At 37.9% G+C, this 24,952-nt stretch carries 23 protein-coding genes; 1 reads left to right on the forward strand and 22 read right to left on the reverse strand.

Translation table 11 applies throughout. The features are described 5' to 3' along the window. Positions 1-8: 8 nt before the first annotated feature. The 5 genes from plsX to AAIE21_RS01860 all read right to left on the reverse strand — a co-directional run bounded on the left by plsX (position 9) and on the right by AAIE21_RS01860 (position 6,157). Positions 9-1,001, reverse strand: a complete 993-nt coding sequence (gene plsX / locus AAIE21_RS01840) for a phosphate acyltransferase PlsX (protein ID WP_336452020.1) — start codon at positions 999-1,001, stop codon at positions 9-11. After that, positions 998-1,591 (reverse strand): transcription factor FapR, encoded by a 594-nt coding sequence (gene fapR, locus AAIE21_RS01845; RefSeq protein ID WP_343265212.1) that lies wholly within the window; start codon positions 1,589-1,591, stop codon positions 998-1,000. The genes plsX and fapR overlap by 4 nt, the downstream gene beginning before the upstream one ends. Before the next feature lie 90 nt (positions 1,592-1,681). Continuing rightward, positions 1,682-3,730, reverse strand: a complete 2,049-nt coding sequence (gene recG, locus AAIE21_RS01850) for an ATP-dependent DNA helicase RecG (RefSeq protein WP_343265213.1) — start codon at positions 3,728-3,730, stop codon at positions 1,682-1,684. 365 nt (positions 3,731-4,095) lie between these two features. Continuing rightward, positions 4,096-5,772 (reverse strand): DAK2 domain-containing protein, encoded by a 1,677-nt coding sequence (locus AAIE21_RS01855; RefSeq protein WP_343265214.1) that lies wholly within the window; start codon positions 5,770-5,772, stop codon positions 4,096-4,098. A 22-nt stretch (positions 5,773-5,794) separates the two neighbouring features. Continuing rightward, positions 5,795-6,157: an Asp23/Gls24 family envelope stress response protein gene (locus AAIE21_RS01860; RefSeq protein WP_000021111.1), complete on the reverse strand. Its 363-nt coding sequence runs from the start codon at positions 6,155-6,157 to the stop codon at positions 5,795-5,797. A 425-nt stretch (positions 6,158-6,582) separates the two neighbouring features. Between AAIE21_RS01860 and rpmB the strand changes: the two genes are divergently transcribed. Continuing rightward, entirely contained in the window at positions 6,583-6,771 is a 189-nt protein-coding gene (gene rpmB / locus AAIE21_RS01865; protein ID WP_000124776.1) for a 50S ribosomal protein L28, read from the forward strand. Between the two features lie 71 nt (positions 6,772-6,842). On the opposite strand, the gene spoVM is transcribed toward rpmB, so the two are convergent. From spoVM to AAIE21_RS01950, 17 genes are all read right to left on the reverse strand, one after another. Then, positions 6,843-6,923 carry a stage V sporulation protein SpoVM gene (spoVM, locus tag AAIE21_RS01870; RefSeq protein WP_001213600.1) on the reverse strand — a complete coding sequence of 27 codons (81 nt, stop codon included), beginning with the start codon at positions 6,921-6,923 and terminating at the stop codon, positions 6,843-6,845. A 66-nt stretch (positions 6,924-6,989) separates the two neighbouring features. Further along, on the reverse strand, positions 6,990-7,631 hold the full coding sequence (locus AAIE21_RS01875) for a thiamine diphosphokinase (protein ID WP_343265215.1): 642 nt from the start codon (positions 7,629-7,631) through the stop codon (positions 6,990-6,992). 98 nt (positions 7,632-7,729) lie between these two features. After that, positions 7,730-8,374 (reverse strand): ribulose-phosphate 3-epimerase, encoded by a 645-nt coding sequence (gene rpe / locus AAIE21_RS01880; RefSeq protein WP_343265216.1) that lies wholly within the window; start codon positions 8,372-8,374, stop codon positions 7,730-7,732. Between the two features lie 2 nt (positions 8,375-8,376). Then, the gene (gene rsgA / locus AAIE21_RS01885) at positions 8,377-9,258 is read right to left on the reverse strand and encodes a ribosome small subunit-dependent GTPase A (protein ID WP_343265217.1); all 882 of its coding nucleotides are present in this window, start codon (positions 9,256-9,258) and stop codon (positions 8,377-8,379) included. 293 nt (positions 9,259-9,551) lie between these two features. Next, positions 9,552-11,525 (reverse strand): Stk1 family PASTA domain-containing Ser/Thr kinase, encoded by a 1,974-nt coding sequence (gene pknB / locus AAIE21_RS01890; RefSeq protein WP_343265218.1) that lies wholly within the window; start codon positions 11,523-11,525, stop codon positions 9,552-9,554. Between the two features lie 8 nt (positions 11,526-11,533). Further along, entirely contained in the window at positions 11,534-12,286 is a 753-nt protein-coding gene (locus AAIE21_RS01895; RefSeq protein ID WP_343265219.1) for a Stp1/IreP family PP2C-type Ser/Thr phosphatase, read from the reverse strand. 4 nt (positions 12,287-12,290) lie between these two features. Further along, positions 12,291-13,379 (reverse strand): dual-specificity RNA methyltransferase RlmN, encoded by a 1,089-nt coding sequence (gene rlmN, locus AAIE21_RS01900; protein WP_343265220.1) that lies wholly within the window; start codon positions 13,377-13,379, stop codon positions 12,291-12,293. A gap of 4 nt (positions 13,380-13,383) precedes the next feature. Then, entirely contained in the window at positions 13,384-14,718 is a 1,335-nt protein-coding gene (rsmB, locus tag AAIE21_RS01905; protein ID WP_343265221.1) for a 16S rRNA (cytosine(967)-C(5))-methyltransferase RsmB, read from the reverse strand. Next, positions 14,715-15,659, reverse strand: coding sequence for a methionyl-tRNA formyltransferase (gene fmt, locus AAIE21_RS01910; protein ID WP_343265222.1), 945 nt, complete (start codon positions 15,657-15,659; stop codon positions 14,715-14,717). The genes rsmB and fmt overlap by 4 nt, the downstream gene beginning before the upstream one ends. Before the next feature lie 16 nt (positions 15,660-15,675). Continuing rightward, positions 15,676-16,152, reverse strand: coding sequence for a peptide deformylase (gene def / locus AAIE21_RS01915; RefSeq protein ID WP_343265223.1), 477 nt, complete (start codon positions 16,150-16,152; stop codon positions 15,676-15,678). A gap of 11 nt (positions 16,153-16,163) precedes the next feature. Next, positions 16,164-18,569: a primosomal protein N' gene (gene priA / locus AAIE21_RS01920; protein WP_343265224.1), complete on the reverse strand. Its 2,406-nt coding sequence runs from the start codon at positions 18,567-18,569 to the stop codon at positions 16,164-16,166. After that, entirely contained in the window at positions 18,566-19,771 is a 1,206-nt protein-coding gene (coaBC, locus tag AAIE21_RS01925) for a bifunctional phosphopantothenoylcysteine decarboxylase/phosphopantothenate--cysteine ligase CoaBC (RefSeq protein WP_343265225.1), read from the reverse strand. Before coaBC ends, priA begins: the two co-directional genes overlap by 4 nt. Positions 19,772-20,038: 267 nt before the next feature. Then, positions 20,039-20,251, reverse strand: coding sequence for a DNA-directed RNA polymerase subunit omega (rpoZ, locus tag AAIE21_RS01930; protein WP_343265226.1), 213 nt, complete (start codon positions 20,249-20,251; stop codon positions 20,039-20,041). Position 20,252: 1 nt separating this feature from the next. Next, a complete protein-coding gene (gmk, locus tag AAIE21_RS01935) occupies positions 20,253-20,870 on the reverse strand; it encodes a guanylate kinase (protein WP_343265227.1) in 618 nt (205 codons plus the stop codon). A 13-nt stretch (positions 20,871-20,883) separates the two neighbouring features. Then, positions 20,884-21,147: an extracellular matrix/biofilm regulator RemA gene (gene remA / locus AAIE21_RS01940; RefSeq protein WP_001251459.1), complete on the reverse strand. Its 264-nt coding sequence runs from the start codon at positions 21,145-21,147 to the stop codon at positions 20,884-20,886. Between the two features lie 67 nt (positions 21,148-21,214). Next, a complete protein-coding gene (locus AAIE21_RS01945) occupies positions 21,215-22,090 on the reverse strand; it encodes a YicC/YloC family endoribonuclease (RefSeq protein WP_343265228.1) in 876 nt (291 codons plus the stop codon). Positions 22,091-22,189: 99 nt separating this feature from the next. Beyond that, a complete protein-coding gene (locus tag AAIE21_RS01950; RefSeq protein ID WP_343265229.1) occupies positions 22,190-24,910 on the reverse strand; it encodes a calcium-translocating P-type ATPase, SERCA-type in 2,721 nt (906 codons plus the stop codon). Positions 24,911-24,952: the final 42 nt, after the last annotated feature.

Here is a 24,952-nt window from a genome sequence, read left to right on the forward strand (position 1 = left end):
TCCTCCTCTTATTGAAGCGGCTCTTTCTCCATTACACTTGAAATTGTAGGAATTACTTCTTTCGCTACCATCTCTCTCGTTTGACGAATCGCACTAAATATCGATTGATCATTAGAAGAACCGTGAGCCTTAATGACTGGAGCTTTTAATCCAAATAACGCTGCTCCGCCATACTCCGAATAATCCATTTTATCTTTTAATACCATAAGTTTTGGTTTTAACACTGCTGCTGCTAATTTGCTTGTAAATGAACTCATTAATTGTTCTTTTAGCATAGAGAATAACGCAAGTGCTGTTCCTTCTAATGATTTTAATGCTACATTCCCAGTAAAACCATCACACACAACTACATCCGCTACACCTTGCAGTAAGTCTCTTGATTCAACATTTCCAACAAAGTTAATCGGCGCATCTTTTAACATAGCAAATACTTGTTTTGAAAGGTCGTTTCCTTTCCCATCTTCTGTACCAACATTTAAAAGTCCAACGCGTGGATTTTGAATTCCTCTTACTTTCTCAGCGTAAACAGAACCCATAACCGCGTATTGATATAAATGAATTGGTTTTGCGTCGACATTTGCTCCAACATCTAGCATAACAAATCCCTCTCCATCAACAGTTGGCATTGTAGGTGATAAAGCAGGTCGTTCAATCCCTTCCATACGTCCTACCACAAACAATCCAGCAGCCATTAAAGCTCCTGTGCTACCTGCTGATATACAAGCATCCGCTACACCTTCCTTTACTTGCTGTGCTGCAAGTACCATTGAAGCTTGTTTTTTACGGCGAACAGCTCTTACTGGCTCGTCCGTCGCTTCGATCATTTCGTCTGTATGAAGTATAGTAATACGCTCTTCATTTGTTAAATGCTGACGAATTTCCTCTTCTTTCCCTACTAGGGTAATATGTAAATCCGAATATTCCTTAATAGCTTTCATTGCCCCTAATACAACTGCTTTTGGAGCGTGATCGCCACCCATTGCATCTATTGCGATTTTCATAACTTGTTACCTTCCTCACTATAATTACTAGATCGATACATTTCAAAAGTGCCTGAAAAAACAAGTTCTTCACCGACAAAGCTATGCACTTTGACAACCGTCCGCCCTTTATCATTCTCCACATCTTCAACGCGCACTTTAGCAACAACACGTTCTCCTAATTTTACAGGACGAATATATCGAATGGTAGACTTTGCAGTTAAAGCTAGTTCTTCATCAATAACTGCAACAGCTAGTGAGTTTGCTTGGGCAAATAAATGATGCCCACGTGCAATTTGATTTCTTTTAAATACATGCTCCATCTTCACTTCAAAAATAGAAATTGCATGCCTATCTAATTCTATATCAATAATTTCTCCAACTACTTCTTCTAACGGTAAAGATTTCACGTCTTCTTCATGCTGCCGTGTCGCTACATGTTTAATTCGCTCTCTTAACTCTGGAATGGATAATTCCATTCGATCAAGGCGAACTGTTTGTATGCTTACTTGAAACTGCTCTGCTAACTCTTCATCCGTTATGAACGGATTTGTTTCTATTGTTTGTTGCAATAACGCTTGTCTTTCTTTCTTACTTTTTCTCTTTTTCATACCGCACCATCCATTTTTATGACTAGGTACTAACAGTAGTATATAATCATTAAAAGTAGAATGCAACAAAAAAATTCGCACATTCCACTTTTAATCAAGCTTTTCTCCTTGAAACACACCTGTTCCTTCAAGATATACACGAAGCGGCGCATACTGCTCGTTATACCAAAACACTTCTGAATCAACCAGTATGGCTGCATCTTGTCTCGCTGTTTCCAATGCTCGATAATCATGTACCATATCAGCTACCTTAAACTCTGGCAGACCACTTTGCTTACTCCCAAAGAAATCTCCAGGACCACGTAACTCTAAATCTTTTTCTGACAATACAAATCCATCATTTGTTTCCGTCATAATGCGCATTCGCTCTTTCCCAGTTTCCGATTTCGGATCTGCGATTAATAAACAATACGACTGCTCACTTCCACGACCAACACGTCCTCGAAGCTGGTGCAATTGCGATAAACCAAAGCGCTCCGCATCATAAATTACCATAACTGTTGCATTTGGCACGTTAACTCCAACCTCAACTACAGTTGTCGAAACAAGAATTTGCACTTTATTTTCACTAAATTGCTCCATTACATCTTCTTTTTCTTGAGAAGATAGACGTCCGTGCATTAATCCAACCTGAAATTTCCCTTGATAGTGATGCATCAGCATACTATGCAAATCAATTGCATTTTGCACATCAAGCTTCTCAGATTCTTCAATAAGCGGACAAATTACATAAGCTTGTCTCCCTTTCTTCACTTCCTTTTCTACGAATCCAAGGACACGCTCTAACATATCATGTTTTGCCCAATACGTTTCAATCACTTTACGCCCAGCCGGCATTTCATCAATAATAGAAACATCCATTTCTCCAAAAGCAGTAATCGCCAATGTACGAGGAATCGGTGTCGCTGTCATAAATAACACATCTGGACTTTCACCCTTCTCCCGTAAAACACGGCGCTGCGCCACACCAAAACGGTGTTGTTCGTCAGTAATAACAAGTCCAAGTCTATGGAAAATGACCTCATCCTGAATTAAAGCATGTGTCCCAACAAGAATATCTATTTCTCCCTGTTCAAGTTTTGCTAAAACTTCACGACGACGTGCGCCCTTAACTGAACTCGTTAACAATTCCACATTCATATTAAAATGCGAGAACGTCTCTGCTAGTGATTGATAATGTTGCTCCGCTAAAATTTCTGTAGGGACCATTAACGCACCTTGATAATGCGCAAGTTTCGCTGCATAAAGAGCAATTGCAGCTACGACTGTTTTCCCAGATCCAACATCCCCTTGTAATAACCGATTCATCCGGTACGGAGATTGCATATCTTTCATAATTTCAGAAACAACGCGGCGCTGTGCACCAGTAAGCGGGAACGGAAGTGCATCAGTGAATTCTTCTAATTCTTTCATTGAAATATCTTTTGTCGTCCCCTTCGAGCTCTCTCTTTCCATTTTACGCAGCGCTTGCATTTTGAGCTGGAATAAGAAAAATTCTTCATATACAAATCGGCGACGTGCCTGTTTTAAATCTTCTTTACCCATCGGGAAATGTAGCGCCCGAAGAGCTTCATATCGAGGTAATAATTTGTAACGGCTCAGTAAGCCACCTGGCAACACTTCAACTATAGAGTTACCGTATTCTTTTAAAGCTTGCGCAATAAAACGACGCATTTGTTTTACTGTTAGTTTTCCTTTTACTGAATACACAGGTTCCACTTCTTGCTGACGTACGACTGGACCGAAGTGAAGCTCCGATACAGAAACCGTTTGACGATGTTGATCCCATTTACCAGTAATCGTCACCGTTTCATCAAGCTTTAATTTTTGCTTATAATACGGTCTATTAAAACATACAGCCGTAATTAAATAACGGCCAACAAGTACACGAACAGTAAGACGCGATTTCTTCTTCCCGTAATATTGTAATAAGGGCGCACTATGTACTTTTCCTTCTACTGTTACACGCTCTTCATGCTTTACTTCTGCCAAATCTTTCATCGCGTAATCTTCATAACGGTACGGAAAATGCTCTAATAGATGGGAAACTGTATAAATTCCCATCTCATGTAATAATTCAGATGTTTCTTCCCCGATTCCCTTTACATCCGTAACAGGAACTTGCACAACTTCATTCAAGATTTTCACGCTCCGTCACATCATTTTTCTTTATTTCATCCTCGTTTAATCTTGCGGAATTATTTTCACATGTAATACATAGCGACTATCTCAAGTTCTATCTTAATTGCAATCGTTCTCTTCCACCTGTTCTATTCTATCATAGGCATTCGAAAGGAAACTACTCTTACATCTTTACTCACTATAACATTCACTGCTTCTCTACTGACATCCCTTTGTATATGAAAGAAAAGAGCCTTACTATAACAGTAAGGCTCTTTTTATCATCAATATGCTAGCCTTTTGAATAAGAACCGCAGACAATATATGTCATTCGTTCTTGCTCATTAGCAAGTAAACAAACTATTCCTTAGAAGAACTTTATCTTATTCTACAGAGAAAATGAAAGAATATACAGGTTGATTTCCTTGATGAACTTCTACCTCTACATCTTCAAACTTCTCTTCTACAAATGCAACTAACTCCGCAACCTCTTCATCAGTTGCATCTTCACCTTGTAAGATCGTTACGATTTCAGAATCCTCATCAATCATGCTTTCAAGTAATTGCTCGGCTGCACTTACTTTTTTAGCATTTGTAGATACAATTTTCCCATCTGCAATACACATGAAATCATTTTTTTGAATCGCTACGCCGTCAATTTCCGTATCACGAACTGCATACGTAATTTGACCTGTTTTCACATGTGTTAGCGCTTCTTGCATGTTCTCTTCGTTTTCTTCTAACGTTCCAGCTGGATTAAATGCTAACATCGCAGCCATACCTTGAGGAACAGTTTTTGAACGAACAACAATCACTTCTTGATCAACAACAGATGCCGCTTGCTCGGCTGCCATCACAATATTACCGTTATTCGGTAATATAATGATTTTTTCAGCATTCGCGTCTTCGATTGCCTTTACGATATCCTCCGTACTTGGATTCATCGTTTGACCACCTTCGATAACTTCAGTTGCCCCAATGCTCTCGAATAAGTTTTTAATACCCGTCCCCATTGCTACAGTTACAATACCGTATGGTTGCTTTTCTTTTACTGGAATTACTTTTTCCGGCATCGGTGCTGGATCATCTAATAAAGCAGTATGCTGTTCACGCATATTTTCTACTTTAATTTTAATCAAACTACCATAACGTTGACCATAGTTCATCGCATCACCAGGATGTTCTGCATGAATATGGACTTTTACAACTTCATCATCCGATACAACAAGCAATGAATCACCGTATACACTAATATCTTCACGGAATTTCTGCTCAGAGAAATTATGTTCTTTCATTTTTTCAGAATCTAATTTCACCATAAACTCTGTACAATATCCGTATTTAATATCTTCTGTACTCAATTGGCTTTGTACACTACGGTGATGCTCCGCACGCACCATTTCATTCATAGATGGTTGCGCTGGTACATCAGAAGAAATTGTTTCTCCTTTTAAATCAGCTAAAAAGCCTTCGTATACAACAACAAGACCTTTACCACCGCTATCTACAACGCCAACTTGTTTTAATACAGGTAATAAATCTGGCGTACGATTTAACGATGCATTCGCTTCTTTTACAACGTCTTCCATAAACAAAACAAAGTCGCGCTGTTTTTTCGCAACTGTGACTGCATATTTCCCCGTTTCTCTTGCAACTGTTAAAATCGTTCCTTCAATCGGCTTCATAACCGCTTTATACGCCGTTTCTACACCAGCTTCTAAAGCTGCCGCAAAATCAACTGTCGTTAACTCTTCTTTTTGTTCAATGGATTTAGAGAAACCACGGAACAACTGAGATAAAATAACACCTGAGTTACCACGAGCTCCCATTAATAATCCTTTTGCTAAACTTACGCCGACTTTACCAGCATGCTGCGAAGGGTTTGCTTTCACTTCACGCGCGCCTGAAGTCATTGATAAATTCATATTTGTACCGGTATCGCCATCTGGAACTGGAAAAACGTTCAATGCATCAACAAGCTGAACATTGTTTGTTAAATTATTCGCCCCTTGAATGATCATTTGTGATAAACGTTTTCCATCAATTTTTTGAATTGACACAGATTTTCCTCCTTAATGCACATTACAAGTTTATTACTTTAACTCCTTGTACGTAGATGTTTACAGAATCTACTGCTAGTCCTACCGTTTGGTCTAATGTATATTTCACTTTCGTTTGGACGTTATGTGCTACCTCTGAAATTTTTGTACCATAGCTCACAATAATATACATATCAATATGTACTTCATCTTCGTCTTTACGAACAATAACGCCTCTAGTGAAGTTTTCTTTTCGTAAAATTTCTGTTAATCCATCTTTTAATTGATTTTTTGAAGCCATACCAACGATACCGTAGCAATCTACAGCGGCACCTCCAGCAATCGTTGCAATTACATCTGTACTAATATCAATTTGACCGTACTTCGTTTTAATTTCAATTGACATCTCTTTTCCCCCTTCATAAATGGTGAAAGTGAGCTAGACTACTTTAATTACTATCATATAATCTTTTAAAAGAAAATTCCATCGTTCTTTCTTTTCGCTCTCATATTTTATAATTATTATTACACTTTTCTACGATGAGCAAAATAGTCCATTGTTATTATACAACATGTACCACTATAATATGTCAAGTGATTTTTCTTGATTTCTACTTTTCTTTACTGAAATTTAGTGTCAAGTGATTTTTCTTGATTTCTACTTTTCTTTACTGAAATTTAGTGTCAAGTAATTTTTCTTGATTTCTTTTTTATACAGTGTTGCATTCTCTTTTTAGTTGTGTTAAATTATAGTAGTGTTTTTAGCATCGCATAAAAGACTAACATTGAAAAAATTACGTATGGTAAGGTAGTTAAGGGAGGGAAATATAGATGGCTCGTGTTTGTGCTATTACTGGAAGAAAAGCTCGTTCTGGTAACTCTCGTTCTCACGCAATGAACGCTACAAAACGTAAATGGGGCGCTAACCTTCAAAAAGTTCGCGTACGCATCGACGGTAAAGTTCAACGTGTTTACGTTTCTGCTAGAGCATTAAAATCTGGCAAAATCGAACGTGTTTAATAATAAAAAAAGGAGCCACTAGGCTCTTTTTTTATTATCCTCATGAAAAAAGCACCATTAATGGTGCTTTTTTAGTCCTTTTTAAAGGTATTTAACACCGCGCGAACAATTCCACCAAGAAATTTAGGTAACTTAATTGTATAAAATCTCATGGTTTCCCTCCTAATCCCCATTACTCCACTTGTTTACTATATGATGCAAGGAGCAAATATGTTTCTTCAATCAGTGCTTCTTATCACCATTAATATGCCAGAAGTAAATGAAAAAGTACCTTTTTCCGCAATGAGTTCATTACTAATACAAAGTGTTGATCCCCATTCTATCGTTTTATCAGTAAGAGGATATTTAAAGCCACGAAGTGTAATACCTTTTACAATTTCCGTAACAGGTACAAAAGATACGTATGGAAATTGTTCATTTTCTTCAATTATATATGTGCCTACTTTTTTTACGGAGATTTCATTTTTATTATCAACGATATACATTTCAGTATATGCTTCTAGTCCTTTTAAAAGCATTTGTATGTTTGCTAATCCATGATCAAGTCTTCCACCTGTAGCGCCAAAAATACGAATCAAATCTGGTTTTTGCTCCAATGCCCAATGAATTGCAATTTCTAAATCCGTTTGATCTTTTTCACGAGGAACAATATGCAACTCATCAGTCTGTTTTTGCATCCACACTAATTCTTCATCTGTAACTGAGTCATAGTCACCAAATGCAACGGTTGGCATGATTCCCCTTTGCAACAAACGATATACACCACGATCAACCGCAGCCCATACAACTTCCTCATTTTCATAATGAGAGAAATCTGCACAGTACTCCTCAGGTCCTCCAGCTAAAATATGAATGATCATCTTTTCTTCCCCTTCTATAGAAAAAGGCAATCTGCCAGTCGGTAGATTGCCTTTTTTCACATTATCCCGTTCTAACAGGTCATGAAAACTTTTATTCGTTATCCACGAATTACTCGAATTGCTTCACCGCGGTCTTTTTGATTGTATACTGCCGATCCAGCTACAAGAACATTCGCTCCTGCTTCCACACAAAGTCTCGCAGTCTCAGCATTTACACCACCATCAACTTCGATTTCTACTTGTAAATTACGCTCTTTAACCATTTCCGCAACTTGTTTAATCTTTGGTAATACAGAATGAATAAATTTCTGACCACCAAATCCTGGATTTACTGTCATAAGCAATACCATATCAAGATCTTCTAATACGTGCTCAATCGTTGAAACTGGTGTATGCGGGTTTAATACAACCCCAGCTTTGATACCATGTGATTTAATTAGTTGAATCGTACGATGTAAATGTGGGCAAGCCTCTACATGAACAGTAATAATATCCGCTCCAGCTTTTGCGAAAGTAGGGATATAATTATCAGGATTTTCAATCATTAAATGTACATCTAATGGTAAAGATGTAATCGGGCGAATCGCCTCTACAATTAACGAACCAATTGTAATGTTTGGAACAAAGTGTCCATCCATTACATCAACATGGATATAATCCGCTCCGCCTTTTTCTACATCTTTAATTTCTTCCCCTAATTTTGAAAAATCTGCTGATAAAATCGATGGTGCAATTTTAATCATGACTAATACCTCGGCTTTCTCTCTCTAATTTCTTCTACAAATTGTTTGTAGTTTTCATAACGATACTGAGTAATCTTTCCTTCTTCCACCGCAGCTTTCACCGCACATTTCGGCTCAGAAAGATGTGTACACCCTCTAAATTTACAGTATTGACTCTCTTCTTTCAACTCTGGAAAACAATATGTAAGATCTTCTACTTCTATATCAATAAAATCAAGTGAACTAAATCCAGGTGTATCTGCAACAAGTCCACTTCCAACTGCAATTAATTCTACATGTCTTGTCGTATGCTTCCCTCGTCCTAAATGTGAAGAGATATCGTTTGTTTTCAGCGCTAAATCTGGACGTAATACATTTAACATGGAAGATTTCCCTACACCAGATTGCCCCGCAACAACAGAGACACAACCTTCTAAAAATGGTTTTAAAATATCAATACTTTCCGATGTATTTATCGAAGTAAACAACACATCGTATCCCATTTCACGATAATCATTCGCATAAGATTCGACGTTTTCTCGCATTTTTTCATCTACTAAATCCATTTTACTAATGCAAATAATCGGTTTAATGTTATGATATTCGATTAATACTAGAAATCGATCTAATAATCCTGGGTTAAAATCTGGTTCAACTGCTGAAAAGACAAGGATTGCTTGATCAACATTGGCAATTGGTGGTCTAACAAGTTCATTTCTTCGCTCAAAAACCTCTAAAACATAGCCTTCATTCGGATTATCCGCTTGAAAAACTACTTGATCTCCTACAAGCGGTGTAATTTTATTTTTTCTGAATACACCACGCCCACGGCATTGTGTAATCTCACCTTCATGCTGCACATAATAAAAACCACTTAAAGCTTTTATAATTTTTCCTTCTGCCATATAATTCTCCTTTATTCTATATAAAGTGAAATGATTATCCGTCCCTTATCAAGTAGGATTATACCTATAGTTATCCCTTCCTTAAAACCTTGAAACGGGATAGTAGGATAAAACTAACGATCTACCAGTTAGTTTATCCTTTATTCCTACCTCACTTTTATGGCTGTCCCTCTATTTCAATGGTAATTTCTCGTCCTTTTTGCCATCCACTACGTTAACAGCATAACAGGCAAGAGCAACAAATTCCACCCTCCATACGAAGAAGGTGGAATCCACCAAATGGAGTCACACCTTTACTGGGCTGGATATGGCACTTCTTTATCAATAATTGTCGTTCCATCTCGAACAATTTTGTAATGACCCTTTGTTCCTTCTTGGATTACAAATTCCAAAGAGATAGTAGCAGATTCTGTTATTGTTCGGGTTTCAATTGGTTTATCCATTTTCTGCTGCATATCTTCTTTATAAATTTCAATTGTTTGTGGTTTTTTCTCACCTTCTGCGGGAGCCTCATACGGAAGCGAAATGTTATCAACTTTTACAGTCTTCGTTACTTTCGGTTTTGGTCCATCTGAAATAGTAACCGTTACTTTATCTTCTTCTTTTAACGGAGTCCCTGGTTTCGGTGCTTGTGAGACCACCAAACCTTTCTCAACTGTATCCGAATACTCTCTTTTTATATTAGGAACAAGTTTATTTTCATTCAAATAGCTATTCACATAATTTTCAGTCCACCCTGAAAAATCACCCAGTCTAATTTGATAAGGACCCTTACTTATCCAAACCTTCACGTCTTGCTCCGCTTCCACAACCATTTGATCTGCTGCTGGACTTTGGTCTAGAATTTGACCTTTTGGTTTATCACTTTCAATATAGGATGGAACAATAATTTTATATTTCCCTTCCAATTCGTCCTTCAAACTACCAAAATCTTTTCCGATTAAATTACTCATTTTACTCTTTTTTTTCCCGCCGGATTGATAGATTGTAATTTTAGAACTTTCCTTTACAACCCTTCCTGCTGCTGGACTTGTTTTAATTACTTTCCCCGCTTCAACATCATCTGTATAAACAATGTTTGGCTCAGCAACTTCAAATCCTTTCTCAACAAGAGCATTAACTGCAGTCTCATACTTCATATCAGACACATCAGGAATTTTCACATCTTTTGGGATAAAGAATCCTGGAATTACCGTAAGCGCTAACGTTGTACCGATTGCTAAAAGTAAAAAGGTTGTAATTAATACTTTTAACCATTTATTACTTCGTTTTTTTTCCACATTCGGTTTGACTTCTTCATTTTTTATCTGCTTATCCGCTTTGCTTCCATTCAATACAATTGTTTCGTCACTTACATTTCCAAATAACTGTTCTTGTTGAATAATCGGAATCGCCTTCGTCGCTTCCATATCTTCAGGTATATAAAATGGTTGTTCGTTTATACGTTCCGGGTAAAGTGCTGTTTCAATATCTCTTTTCATTGCATTAGCAGACTGATATCGATGAAACGGATCTTTTGCAGTTGCTTTTAAAATAATATTTTCTACACTTTGCGGAATATCTGGATTCCAGCGTTTTGGAGATGGTGTTTCGTTTTGTAAATGTTTTAAAGCTATCGCAACGGCGGACTCCCCTGAAAATGGTTGTCGCCCTGTTAACAATTCAAACATAACAATGCCGAGTGAATAAATATCTGATTGTTTATTCGCTATCCCCCCACGTGCTTGTTCTGGTGACAAATAATGAACAGAACCTAGCACTGAGTTTGTATGGGTTATCGTCGTTGCACTTGTAGCTGTCGCAATTCCAAAATCAGTTACTTTCACAACTCCATCATCCCGAACTAAGATGTTATGCGGTTTTATATCTCGATGTACAATTTCAAAATGATGGGCATGCGCCATTGCAGATGTTAACTGCTCCATAATATCAAGAGCTTCTCCTATAGGTAACATTCCACGCTGATTTATGTATTGCTTTAATGTTTGCCCAGGTACATATTCCATAACAAGATAATAAATTCCCTCTTCTTCCCCAACATCATACATATTCACAATATTCGGATGCGACAACGTTGTAACAGATTGCGCTTCTCGATGGAAACGTTTAATAAACTCATCATTATTTGCATAATCGAGTCGTAGTATTTTTACCGCTACATCCCGGCCCAGTATATCATCATGAGCCAAATATACGTTGGCCATTCCTCCGCCACCAATCATTTTCAGTAGCTTGTAACGGTCATTTAGGCGTTTTCCAATCAGCACGTTGTAATTCACCTACTTTCGTTTGCCGAACCCGCATAATCAACAATGACAAGGGTAATATTATCTTCTCCACCACGATCATTCGCAAGTTGAATAAGATGTTCTCCCTTTGTCTCGAGTTGTTCGTTTAATTGCAAAATCTTTCGCATATCATCCATAGCAACTTTATTTGATAATCCGTCAGAGCAAAGAAGCAGTTGATCATTTTCTTCTAACACTAATGTTTTAACATCTAATCCAACTTTTTCTTCTGTTCCAAGCGCTCGTAAAAGCACATTCTTTTTTGGATGATACTCTGCATCCTCTTTTGAAATCTCACCATACCTGACAAGTTCATTTACAAGTGAATGGTCTTCAGTTATAAGTGAAATTTCTCCATCTGATAACATATAACAACGACTATCTCCTATATGTCCAATTGTTACAAATCCCGCCGTACAAATCGCAACAATAACAGTAGTCCCCATACCACTACACTCCGTGTGCTTCTTCGAGTATTCGTATACCCTCTCGTTAATCATTTCAACGTTTGTATGTAACCATTCTTCTGCTTTTTTTGGTGTATCCATATTATACGTTTGCTTCCAATAATCATGGAATAGTTGAATGGCCATCGAGCTAGCAACATCGCCTGCTCGATGACCTCCCATTCCATCAGCTACTACAGCTAAAATATCTCCATCTAAATTATGAAAAACTCCTGCACTATCTTCATTATGTTGACGAACTTTACCTTTATCCGATAGAAACACGGCTTTCATCTTGTCACCTCGTCTCCTCTTTGCGCTCCTTTGCACGCAACTGACCGCAGGCAGCATCAATATCATGACCTTGTTCACGGCGAATCGTTACATTCACTCCACGGTCTTTCAACGTTTTTTCAAATAAGAAAATTTGTTCACGTGGTGTTCTTACGTAATCGCGTTCTGGTACGTAGTTTACCGGAATTAAGTTCACATGACATTTTACACCTTTTAAAAGTTGGGCCAACTCTTCAGCATGCTCAACTTGGTCGTTTTCTCCTCCAAATAAACCATATTCAAACGTAATACGACGCCCAGTTCTATTTACATAGTATTTAATAGCTTCCATTAAGTCAGGCAGCTTATAAGCACGGTTAATCGGCATTAACTTTGAACGTAATTCTGTATTTGGAGCGTGCAATGAAATCGCAAAGTTAATTTGCATATCTTCTTCAGCAAACTTGTAAATCTTCGGAATGATCCCACTTGTTGAAACCGTCATATGACGTGCACCAATATGAATTCCTTTTTCATGGTTTACAATGCGTAGGAATGCCATTAAATTATCGTAGTTATCAAATGGCTCTCCAATTCCCATTACAACAAGAGAACTCACGCGCTCATCCGTCTCATCCAGCGCACGTTGAACCTCTACTACTTGCGCGACGATTTCTCCAGCCTCTAGGTTTCGCTTTAAACCACCTAGTGTTGATGCACAGAATGTACAACCAATTCGGCAACCTACCTGCGTTGTTACACAAATGGAATTTCCATATTCATGTCGCATTAATACCGTTTCAATCGAATAGCCATCATATAATTGGAATAAAAATTTAATTGTTCCATCAGAAGATGTTTGTTTTACTAACGTATTTAAAGTCGTAATATCAAAGGAATTCGACAATTTATCACGCAATCCTTTGGAAAGGTTTGTCATATCCTCATAATTTTTTACACGTTTTTTATATAGCCAATCAAAAATTTGGCCTGCACGGAATTTCGGTTCACCTTGTTCCTTTAACCAATCTTGCATTTCATGAAGTTGTAAAGAGTAAATTGATGGTTTTTTTGTTTCTAGATTTTTCTTTTGTTTTTTTACAGTCGTTTCCATGATGCTACACCTTCTTTCTTAAACAAGCAATATAAAAGCCATCTGTTGCAAAATAATGCGGTAAAATTTGTACTTGTCCATCATTTATATAAGGATGTAATTTTTCTGGCATGCGCTCTTTTATCGTAGTATCCCATTCAAATTCAGGATGATCTTGTAAAAATCGCTCTATTACTTGTTCATTTTCTATTTTTTCAATTGTACATGTACTATAAACAAGACGACCACCTGCTTTTAACAGAGGCGCTACCTTGTCTAATATTGCTAGCTGAATTGTCGATAGTCTTTCACTATCGCCTTTTTCTTTCCCTAATTTAATATCAGGTTTACGTCTGATAACACCAAACCCAGAACATGGTGCATCTACTAAGATTTTATCAAAGCTTTCGTTTGCAAAATGCTCTTGGACTTTCCTTGCATCTAATGCCTTACTTTCTACATTCTCTAAGCCAAGTCGCTTTGCCTGTTGCTCGATTAGACGAACTTTATGCGGATGTAAATCAAGAGATGTTACCTTTCCAGTTCCTTTTAAGCGCTCTGCGATATGTGTTGTCTTCCCACCTGGAGCTGCGCAACTATCAAGCACTGTATCTCCTGCACTTGGTTCCAAGGCACGCGCAACAAGCATAGAGCTTTCATCTTGAATAGAAAGGAAACCTTTTTGAAACGCTTCTGTATGCGCGACATTCCCTTTTTCAATTTGAATAGCATCTTCTGATAAATCACCATATTTAGCTTGTATTCCCTCATTTTCCAACAAGGCAATCGCTTCTTCTACCGTTGCTTTATCGACATTCACACGTGCTGCCGAAACAGGTGGAAGCATGTTTACTTCACACATTTTTTGCGCCGTTTCTAACCCATATGCTGACACCCATTCTTGTACAAGCCACTCTGGATGACTCATCGCAACAGCAAGACGTTTTACGGGATCTTGTATTTCTTCTACAGATGGAACACCTTCACGTTGAATTGAACGCAGCACCCCATTTACCATTCCAGCAATCCCTTTATGCCCACGACGCTTTGCAATTTCAACCGCTTCATGGATTGCCGCTCTTTCTGGAACACGATCTAGGTATATCATTTGATATAAAGATAAACGGAGTAAAACTTTTACCCACGCTTCAACCTTTTTTCTCAGAAATGGTTGTAAATAATAATCAAGCGTATCACGACGCTGAATTGTACCATATACAATTTCCGTTAACAAGCCGATATCTTTTCGATCAATTTCACTTTTTTCAATCAAATTATTTAAAAGCAAGTTGCTATAAGCACCGCTTTTTTCTACTTGTATTAAACCATCGAGAGCTAACTCACGAACATTTTGTCTCATGCGTCTTCTCCTAACTTCGTACCAATTTCAGGTTTTGTTCCACGTAAAAACTGCGAACAGCTCATGCGCTTTTTACCAGATGGTTGCAGTTCAGTAATTTTAACCCCAGTTTCATTTCCTGTTGCCACAACGAAACCATCTTCTTCAATCGCTACAATAGAACCCGCTTCAGCCTGCTTAGTTACAGGAACTTTTTCGCTCCACCATACTTTTACAACTTGTCCTGCTAAAGTCGTATAAGCAACTGGCCACGGATTTAAACCACGAATGTGATTGTAAATTTCTTCTCCTGTTTTCGTCCAATCAATCTTTTCTTGCTCACGTTTAATATTGTAAGCAAATGTTGCTTCATCTTCATTTTGTTTCATCGGTTCTAATTTCCCTTGGATTAACAAGGGAACAGTTTTTGATAATAAGTGTGCTCCAGCCTCACTCAATTTATCAAATAATGAGCCTGTTGTTTCGCGCTCTTCAATTTCCACTTCTACTTGCGTTAAAATATCTCCAGCATCTAATTTTTCAACCATATACATAATTGTGATACCTGTTTTTTCTTTTCCTTGCATAATGGAATAATGAATTGGTGCACCGCCGCGAAGTTCTGGAAGTAATGAAGCATGAACATTAATACATCCATACTTTGGTGCTTCTAAAATTTCGTTTGGTACAATTTGTCCGAACGCAGCTGTCACAATTAAATCCGGCTCTAATGCTAATACTTTTTCATATTCGTCTTTTTCACGAATTTTTAACGGTTGTAATACCGGGATATCATGTTTTTCCGCTTCAACCTTAACAGGTGTTGGTGTCATAACCTTTTTTCTGCCCACTGGACGATCCGGCTGCGTTACAACACCTATTACATCATATCCATCTTCAATAAGACGACGAAGCACCGGTACAGAAAAGTCCGGTGTTCCCATAAATACTACTTTTACCATTCAAAAACCGCTCCTTTTACATCTCTTCTAATTCATTTTCCTCATAATATCTCGTCACTTTTGATGTAAATAACACACCGTGTAAATGATCGATTTCATGTTGAATTGCACGTGCTAGAAAATCATCTGCCTCTAATAAAAAGATTTTACCACGGCGGTTTTGCGCGCGTACTTTAATATAGTCTGCACGTTCCACTTCACCATAAAGTCCCGGAAAGCTTAAGCAGCCTTCGGGACCCACTTGTTCACCACGTTTTTCTAAAATAACTGGATTAATTAGTTCAATCTTTCCAGTATCATCACCGATATCAACAACAGCTACTTGCAAACTTACACCGACTTGTGGCGCAGCTAAGCCCACGCCGTCTGCAACTAACATTGTTTCATGCATATCTTTTAATAAATTTACTAACTTTTTATCAAAGTTAATTACCCGTTCACATGGGGTTTCTAATACTTCATCTGGGTGCTTTACAATTTCTAAAACTGCCATATTTTCCTCCGCTACATTAACATTGTTGGATTAAAGTCGATTGAGATCTGCAAATCCTTTTGCATTTCTGCTTGATAATGTTCATTTACCATTTTGAGCACGTACTTTAAGTTTGGTTCCCGCTTGTATTTTATCATGCATTGGTATCGATATCTATCTTTTATCCTTGGAATTGCTGAAGCAACCGGTCCTAGCACCATTGTTTGCCGAGAGCAATGCGTTCGTAAATAACTGACAACTTTTTCCGTTACTTGTACTGCTTTTAATAACTCTGGATGCGAAACGGTTACAAGTACGACGTAATAATACGGTGGATATTGCCTCATTTTTCTCATTTGCATTTCTTGTTCGAAAAATACATCGTACTGCTGATCTTTTGCTAGTTCTACACTATAGTGTTCAGGCGTATATGTTTGAATTACCACTTCTCCTGGTAATTCATGTCTTCCTGCACGCCCACTTACCTGTGTTAATAACTGATATGTCTTTTCGCTTGCCCTGAAATCTGGTAAATGAAGCATCGTATCAGCTGTTAAAACACCAACAAGTGTAACCTTTGGAAAATCAAGCCCTTTCGCAATCATTTGTGTACCAAGTAAGATATCTGCTTTCTCTTCACCAAACGCTTTTAATAGTTTTTCATGCATCCCTTTACGACTCGTTGTGTCAACATCCATACGGATAACCCGCGCTTCAGGAAATAACTTTGTAATTTCTTCTTCTACCTTTTGCGTTCCTGTACCAAAGAAACGAATATACGAACTATTACAAGCAGGACAAGCAGTTGGCATACTTTCCTCATAGCTACAATAGTGACATTTTAAACGATGATTCATTTTATGATAGGTGAGTGATATATCACAGTGTGGGCATTGCACTACATATCCACAATCACGGCACATGACAAACGTTGAATGGCCCCTTCGATTTAAAAAAAGAACCATTTGTTCTTTCTTCTCTAGCCGATCTGCTATTTTTTCATGAAGTAATTTCGAAAACATAGACCGATTTCCATCACGAAGCTCTTCACGCATATCAACAATTTCTACTGTCGGCAGTGCTTGTTCATTCATACGCTTTTGCATTGTTAATAGCTCATACACGCCTTTCTTCGCTCTAGCAAACGATTCAAGTGTCGGCGTTGCACTACCGAGTACGATTGGGCAATTATGGTATTTCCCTCTCCAAACTGCAACATCTCTAGCATGATATCTTGGATTATCTTCTTGTTTATAGCTTGATTCATGTTCTTCATCAATAATAATAATTCCTAAGTTTTCAAATGGCGCAAAAATAGCAGAGCGTGCCCCGACGACCACCTTTACTTCTTTCCGTAAAATTTTCCGCCATTCATCATATTTTTCCCCAACAGAAAGCGCACTATGAAGAACCGCAACTTGCGAGCCAAATCGTCCTTTAAAACGGTCTACCATTTGCGGCGTTAACGCGATTTCTGGAACGAGCACAATGGCTTCCTTTCCCTTTTCTAATACTGCAGCAATGGATTGTAAATAAACTTCTGTTTTACCGCTTCCTGTAACACCATATAGTAAAAATGGATTATATGTTTCATTTTCAATAGATGACAAAATAGGTGTAATCACTTGATTTTGTTCATCTGTGAGTGGAAATGGCTTTGTCTGTTCAAAAGCCTCGTCGTCATATGGATTACGATATACTTCAACATACTTTTCTAAAAGTAATCCTTTTTTTACAAGAGACTTTACTGGTGCATCTGTTATTTGTAGTTCTTCCGTTAACGCTTTTAATGCCACGCTATGATAATTTTCTACAAAGTAATAAAGTACATCTTGTTGCTTTTTACTTTTCAGTTCAAATGCTGCTGCCTCTAATTGTTCCTGTGGCAATTCTGGCTGAACCACTCTTTGTTTCTTCTTTTGTACTTTATCCTTTACTTTGTAGATAACTTCAATAGTGCCCTTTGTTATCTCTTTTTGAACCATGCGATACATATGTGAGTGCGCGGCAATTTCTTCCCAATCTATTGCTTCTTTCCCTTGAAACCAATCACGAATTTCCGGCGCTACTTCTTCCGACTTATGGAGCTGCAATCGCTTGTTATAAGTTGCTTTTATCGCTGTTGGAAGCATAACTTGAAAAGCTGAAATTGTATAACATAACGTTTCATCCGTCAGCCAAAATCCCAGTTTTAACAATTCTTCATTTAAAACTGGGGTAACATCTAGTATTTCATATAATGCTTTTAACTTCTTACTTTCCACATCGACTGAATCTTTTATTTCAATAATGAAACCTTGTAATTTTCGTGGACCAAATGGAACGACTACACGCATACCTGTTTGTACAATATCCTCCCATTTCTTTGGGATAACATAATCAAATGGGCGGTCTGTTTGACGTGCCGGTACATCAACGATTACACTTGCAAATTTCATACATGATCCTCTTCTAACATCGCTTCGATTTTCATTAAGATTTCACGTGCAACTTCTTTCTTTGTTAAAAGAGGCAGTCGAATCACTTCTCCATCTTTTCTATACATTGTTACAATATTCGTATCTGTACCAAATCCTGCTCCTTGCGCTTTTACATCATTTGCAACAATCATATCCGCATTTTTTTCACGTAATTTTTTCGTTGCATATTCTTCTATATTTGTCGTTTCAGCGGCAAAACCGACAAGTAACTGATGTTCTTTTTTCTCACCGAGTGTTTTCAAAATATCAGTTGTTCTTTCTAACTCAATGACAGCATCGCCGATTTTCTTTTTCATCTTCTGATCATGCACAATTTTGGGACGATAATCTGCTACTGCAGCTGTTTTAATCACAACATTCATACATCCATAATATTGCATTACAGCTTCTAACATCTCTTGTGCAGATTCTACTTGCACAGTTGTTACATTCCTAGGCGGTGTTATAGCAGTTGGACCTGAAACGAGAATTACATCCGCCCCTAAGTTAGCCGCAACTTCTGCTAGCGCATAACCCATTTTCCCCGAAGAAAAATTCGTCATGAAACGTACTGGATCAATTTTTTCACGAGTTGGACCAGCTGTTACTAAAATTTTCTTTCCCTTTAATGGTTTATGTTCTGAAAAAACTTCTTGCAATCGGGCAATAATCGTTTCTGGTTCTTCTAATCGACCTTTCGCAACATATCCACATGCTAAAAAGCCTTCTCCAGGCTCAATAAATGTATATCCTACTGATTGTAACGTCATCATATTCTTTTGAACAATTTTATTTTCATACATATGCACATTCATAGCAGGTGCGATCCAAACAGGTGCTGTAGTAGCTAATAATGTTGTTGTAATCATATCATCAGCAATACCATTTGCTAGTTTTCCGATACAGTTCGCTGTTGCTGGAGCAACAAGCACAACGTCCGCCCAATCTGCTAAGTCAATATGAGCGATAACTGCAGAATCTTTTTCATCAAACGTATCCGTGTATACATCGTGGCGGGAAAGCGCTTGAAATGTTAGAGGTGTAACAAATTTCATCGCTGATTCACTCATCATTACTTTTACAAGTGCTCCTGCTTGTGTTAATTTACTCGTTAACGCAACTGCTTTAAAAACAGCAATACCTCCTGTTACACATAGAAGTACCTTTTTCCCTTTTAGCATATGACTCGTCCTCTTTCTTTTTCAAACTTATTCTACTGAAATATATCCATTCCAGCTCGTCAGTGCTAGTATTTCATGAAACAAAAGCCTATTTCTTTTTAGCTCTATCTTGACCAATCCCACGGCTGAAGCCATGGGATTCTTTTTCGCAAACATCCTACTTACATTCTTCCATCTGTAAAAAAATAACAACCTACTTGTAAATAGGTTGTTACCGTTACATAGAAAAGTATAAAGTCTATGTTTTTATTTGTCGAAGAGAATGCTTTACTCAGATACTTTCTCTTCGCTTGGCACATAATTTAATGCTTCCGCATCGATTTCTTCCAATGCTTTACCTACACATTTATGAGAAACAGGATTTTCAATAACACAGTTGTTAACAATCTGCATTTCACGAGCGCGTTTTGCAGCTACCGTTACTAATGTATATTTAGAGTCGATTTTTTTTAGTAATGAATCAATTGATGGATTTAACATATTATATACCCTCCGTCATTTCTTTATAATATTTCGCTACTCTTTCGCGGCGGCAATGTTCACCAACCACAATAGCTTTAATGCGTTCACAAGCAAGTTCTACTTTATCATTTTCTACTACATAGTCATAAGCGTCCATCATCTCGATTTCTTCTTTTGCTACAGTTAAACGATTTTCAATAACATCCTCAGTCTCTGTACCGCGACCAACGATGCGATTTTTAAGCTCTGATAAACTTGGAGGAGCTAAGAAAATAAATACACCTTCTGGGAAAGCTTTCTTTACTTGAATTGCTCCTTGTACTTCAATTTCTAAGAACACATCTTTTCCTTCTTGTAATGTCTGTTCAACATAATCGATTGGTGTTCCATAGTAATTCCCAACAAACTCTGCCCACTCAAGCAACCTTTCGCCCCGAATCATTTCTTCAAACTCTTCTCTCTCTTTAAAGAAATAATCCACACCATCTACTTCACCTTCACGTGGTTTACGTGTCGTTACTGAAATAGAGTATTGAAATTTTGTATCTTCATGGCTGAACAACTCTTTTCGAACCGTCCCTTTCCCAACGCCAGAAGGTCCTGACAGAACGATGAGCAACCCTCTTCTACTTCTCATAAATATGTAAAACCTACCCTTCCTCACTTAAATCTTCTTTATTATTTAAACGATGTGCAATCGTCTCTGGCTGAATTGGACTTAGTACAATATGCCCATCATCCATAACAATAACCGCCCTTGTTTTTCTCCCATACGTAGCATCAAGTAACACGTTATGCTCACGCGCTTCCTGTACCGTTCGTTTAATAGGAGCTGACTCCGGACTTACAATTGCAATAATTCGATGAGCGGATACAATGTTTCCGTATCCAATATTTAAAAACCGCATGGCCATAGTTTGCGCCTCCTAGTAAGTCTATCCGATTTCTCCACCACGTATAACTTTATATATTTTTTGACAGCTACTCAATATTTTGTACCTGTTCACGAATTTTTTCAAGGTTATTTTTCATTTCTACAACATATTTTGAAATTGTTAAGTCATTTGCCTTAGAACCAATCGTGTTAATTTCCCGATGCATCTCTTGTACAATGAAGTCCATTTTCCTACCAACAGGCTCCGAAATCTCAAGCGCCTCATAAAATTGATCTAAGTGACTTTGCAATCGCACCAATTCTTCATGAATATCCGAGCGCTCTGCAAATATTGTTACTTCTGTTAATAACCTTTGTTCATCTAACTCTTGATTATGTAATTCCTTTAAGCGATTTTCCAATCGTTCACGATACTTTCGAATCACAATTGGTGCATGAGGAATAATCGCATTGACACAATTGTGAATTTCTTGCAAACGATACGCTATGTCTTTATGTAATCTTTCTCCTTCGCCATCTCTCATCGTTTTTAACATACGAGCTGCTTGGCGAACAGCTTCATATAAATTTTGTTCAAACTGTTCATTTACATTTTCTATTTCTTCAATCGCCGTTACTTCCGGCATTGCCATTAATTGTTGCAGTGTAATGGAATCTTGTAATTGAAATTCTGTTTTCACGTCTTCCATAATGGATTTATACTGCTTGAGAAGCGGCCAATTCACACTTAACTTTCTTTCAACAAGCTCTTCCCCTGTAATACTAATGGATACCTCAATACGCCCGCGGCGAACTTGTTCTGCAATTAACTTACGAATTTTGTCCTCAAAAACCATCATTTGCTTCGGAAGTCGAATGTTCATCTCTAAAAAGCGATGGTTCACTGACTTCATTTCTACTGTGATTTGAAAAGCGTCATTTTCCACCTTCGCTCGTCCAAATCCTGTCATACTAGAAATCATTTTTATCACATCCACGCCATGAAATAACTCAATGAAAAAGGTAATAGAGATATAGCTCTACTACCTTTTGTAAATTATATCACATTTTCATATCATTGACTATTTCAAGTTTATGCCCTTCTTATACAATACAGGCTTCTTTTTTTCCTTTTTCCCTGTCAATAAAGAACCAACTAATAAAAATGTTGGAACAGACGATAAACCAACGATTAATAACCAATCTCTCGCTTGAATTGGCATTGTACTAAAAATCGGTTGCAATGGTGGATAATAAATAACCACAAGCATTAATAACACCGAAATAATAACTGCTCCAACTAAATATATATTCCCAAAAGGATTACGATGGAATATAGAGTGTTCACTCCTGCAGTCAAACACATGAATAAGCTGTGCTAAAACGAGTGTAGCAAAAGCTACCGTTTGCGCATATTTCAATTCATTTGGGTGCTGATTAAACGCAATAATAAATGCAAGTAAGGTTACAAAACCAATTAAAAATCCCCGACTCACAATTTTCCAGGCAAGCCCTCTTGCAAACACACCTTCTTTCGGATGCCGTGGATTTCTTCGCATTACATCTCCCTCAGCTGCATCTAATCCTAGTGCCATAGCTGGTAAACCATCTGTTACTAAATTCACCCATAAGATTTGAATCGGAACCATTGGAAGCGGCAGTGCGAGTATCATCGCAAATAACATAACCAAAATTTCCCCAACATTTGATGCTAGTAAATAACGAATGAATTTCCTAATATTTTCATATATATTTCTACCTTCTTTAATTGCCGATTTAATTGTAGCAAAATTGTCATCTAATAATATGAGAGATGAGGCTTCTTTGGCAACATCCGTTCCTGTGATCCCCATTGCTATCCCAATATCAGCTGTTTTAATAGCTGGGGCATCATTCACTCCGTCACCTGTCATCGCCACAATATGATCTTTATTTTGAAGAGCCTTTACAATTTTTAACTTATGTTCCGGTGATACACGTGCAAACACATAAGTATCTTCTACAATATCTTCTAATTCGTCTACAGACATATTTGCTAGTTCCACACCTTCTACAACGCGACCATTTTGTGGTAAAATCCCTAGTTGTTCTGCAATAGCCATCGCTGTCACTTTATGATCACCTGTAATCATTACCGTTTTAATACCGGCCTCTTTACATTCTTTTACAGCCTGTTTCACTTCTGGTCTTGGCGGATCTATCATTCCTTGTATCCCAACAAGCATAAAGTCTTTTTCTACTTCTTTTTCCTGTTCAATTGAATCCGTTATTTTTAACGGCTTAAACGCCACTGCTATTGTTCTAAGCGCTTGACTCCCAAGACTATGGATCGCCGCCTGCACTTCTTTACGGTATAATTCACTTAAAGGCTGCTGTTTATTTCCCCATAAAATGGTTTGACTCATTTGCAATAGAACATCAGGTGCCCCTTTTGTAACTACAAATTTTTTACCATCACGATCACGAACGATTACACTCATCATTTTACGTGTGGAATCAAACGGGAACTCATGAATAATTTCAAACTTCTCTTTTAAAGCCTCACGTGATATTCCCGCTTTCATCGCCGCTGCAACAAGTGCACCTTCTGTCGGATCTCCATCTAAAACATACGTTTTCTTCTTTTTTACAATATTAGCGTTATTGCATAGACACCCAAATGTTAACAATTGATATAACGACCTTGTAGATGCTGGATTAACCTTTTGCTCATCTTTCATAAACGATCCAGTAGGCTCGTACCCTTGCCCTGTTACATGCCATGTTTCGCCACCTGACCACATATGTGTTACCATCATTTTATTTTGTGTCATCGTTCCTGTTTTGTCCGAGCAAATAACAGAAGCACACCCTAAAGTTTCTACTGCTGGTAATTTTCGAACAATCGCTCTCTTTTTTATCATGCGCTGTACACCAAGTGACAATGCGACCGTAACAATTGCTGGTAATCCTTCTGGAATTGCTGCAACAGCAAGGGACACACCAGCTAAGAACATATGGTACACTTCATTTCCTTGATAGACCCCAGCTAGTACAACAAGTGCCGTTAAAATAAGAGCCACAATGATTAAAATCTTTCCAAGTTGTTCTAATCTTCTTTGCAGCGGCGTTTCCATTTGCTCCGCATTTTGTAACATATTTGCAATTTGTCCCATTGCAGTATTCATTCCTGTCCCTACTACTACCCCTATCCCGGACCCTCTCGTTATCATCGTTCCCATAAAAGCCATATTTCTTTGATCACCAATCGCAACATTTTCACCTTGTAATGCTTCTACTTTCTTTTGAACAGGTACAGATTCCCCTGTTAACGCTGATTCTTCGATATATAAACTGGATGTTTCAATAAGACGAATATCAGCTCCAATACGATCCCCGCTCGAAAATTTAAGGACGTCCCCAAGAACAAGCGCTTTTGATGGTGCCTTTACCCATTTTCCATTTCGTAAAACTGTCACTTGCGGGGCGGCTAGTTCCTTTAAAGCTTCAAGTGACTTTTCTGCTTTTCGTTCCTGAAAAAAACCAAGAATCCCATTAATAATCACAATTGCTACAATCGCAATGGCATCAATGTACTCTCCCAAAAATGCTGAAATAATCGTTGCACCGAATAAAACAAGCACCATAAAATCTTTAAATTGTGATAAAAATACAACGAGTGCAGAAGGCCGCTTTGCTTCTTGTAATTCATTTGGGCCTAGCTTCTTTAAGCGCCCTTCCGCTTCTTGCTCTGACAACCCTACCTTCACATTCGTATTCGCTCTTTCTTCCACTTCATGTGCACGCATTTCATACCAATTCATCTCGCTATCGACCTCCTGATTGCAGACATGCTCTAATGAAAG

The sequence above is a fragment of the Paenibacillus sp. 102 genome (assembly GCF_039549175.1).
In the GTDB taxonomy this organism is placed as follows: Bacteria; Bacillota; Bacilli; order Bacillales; family Bacillaceae_G; genus Bacillus_A.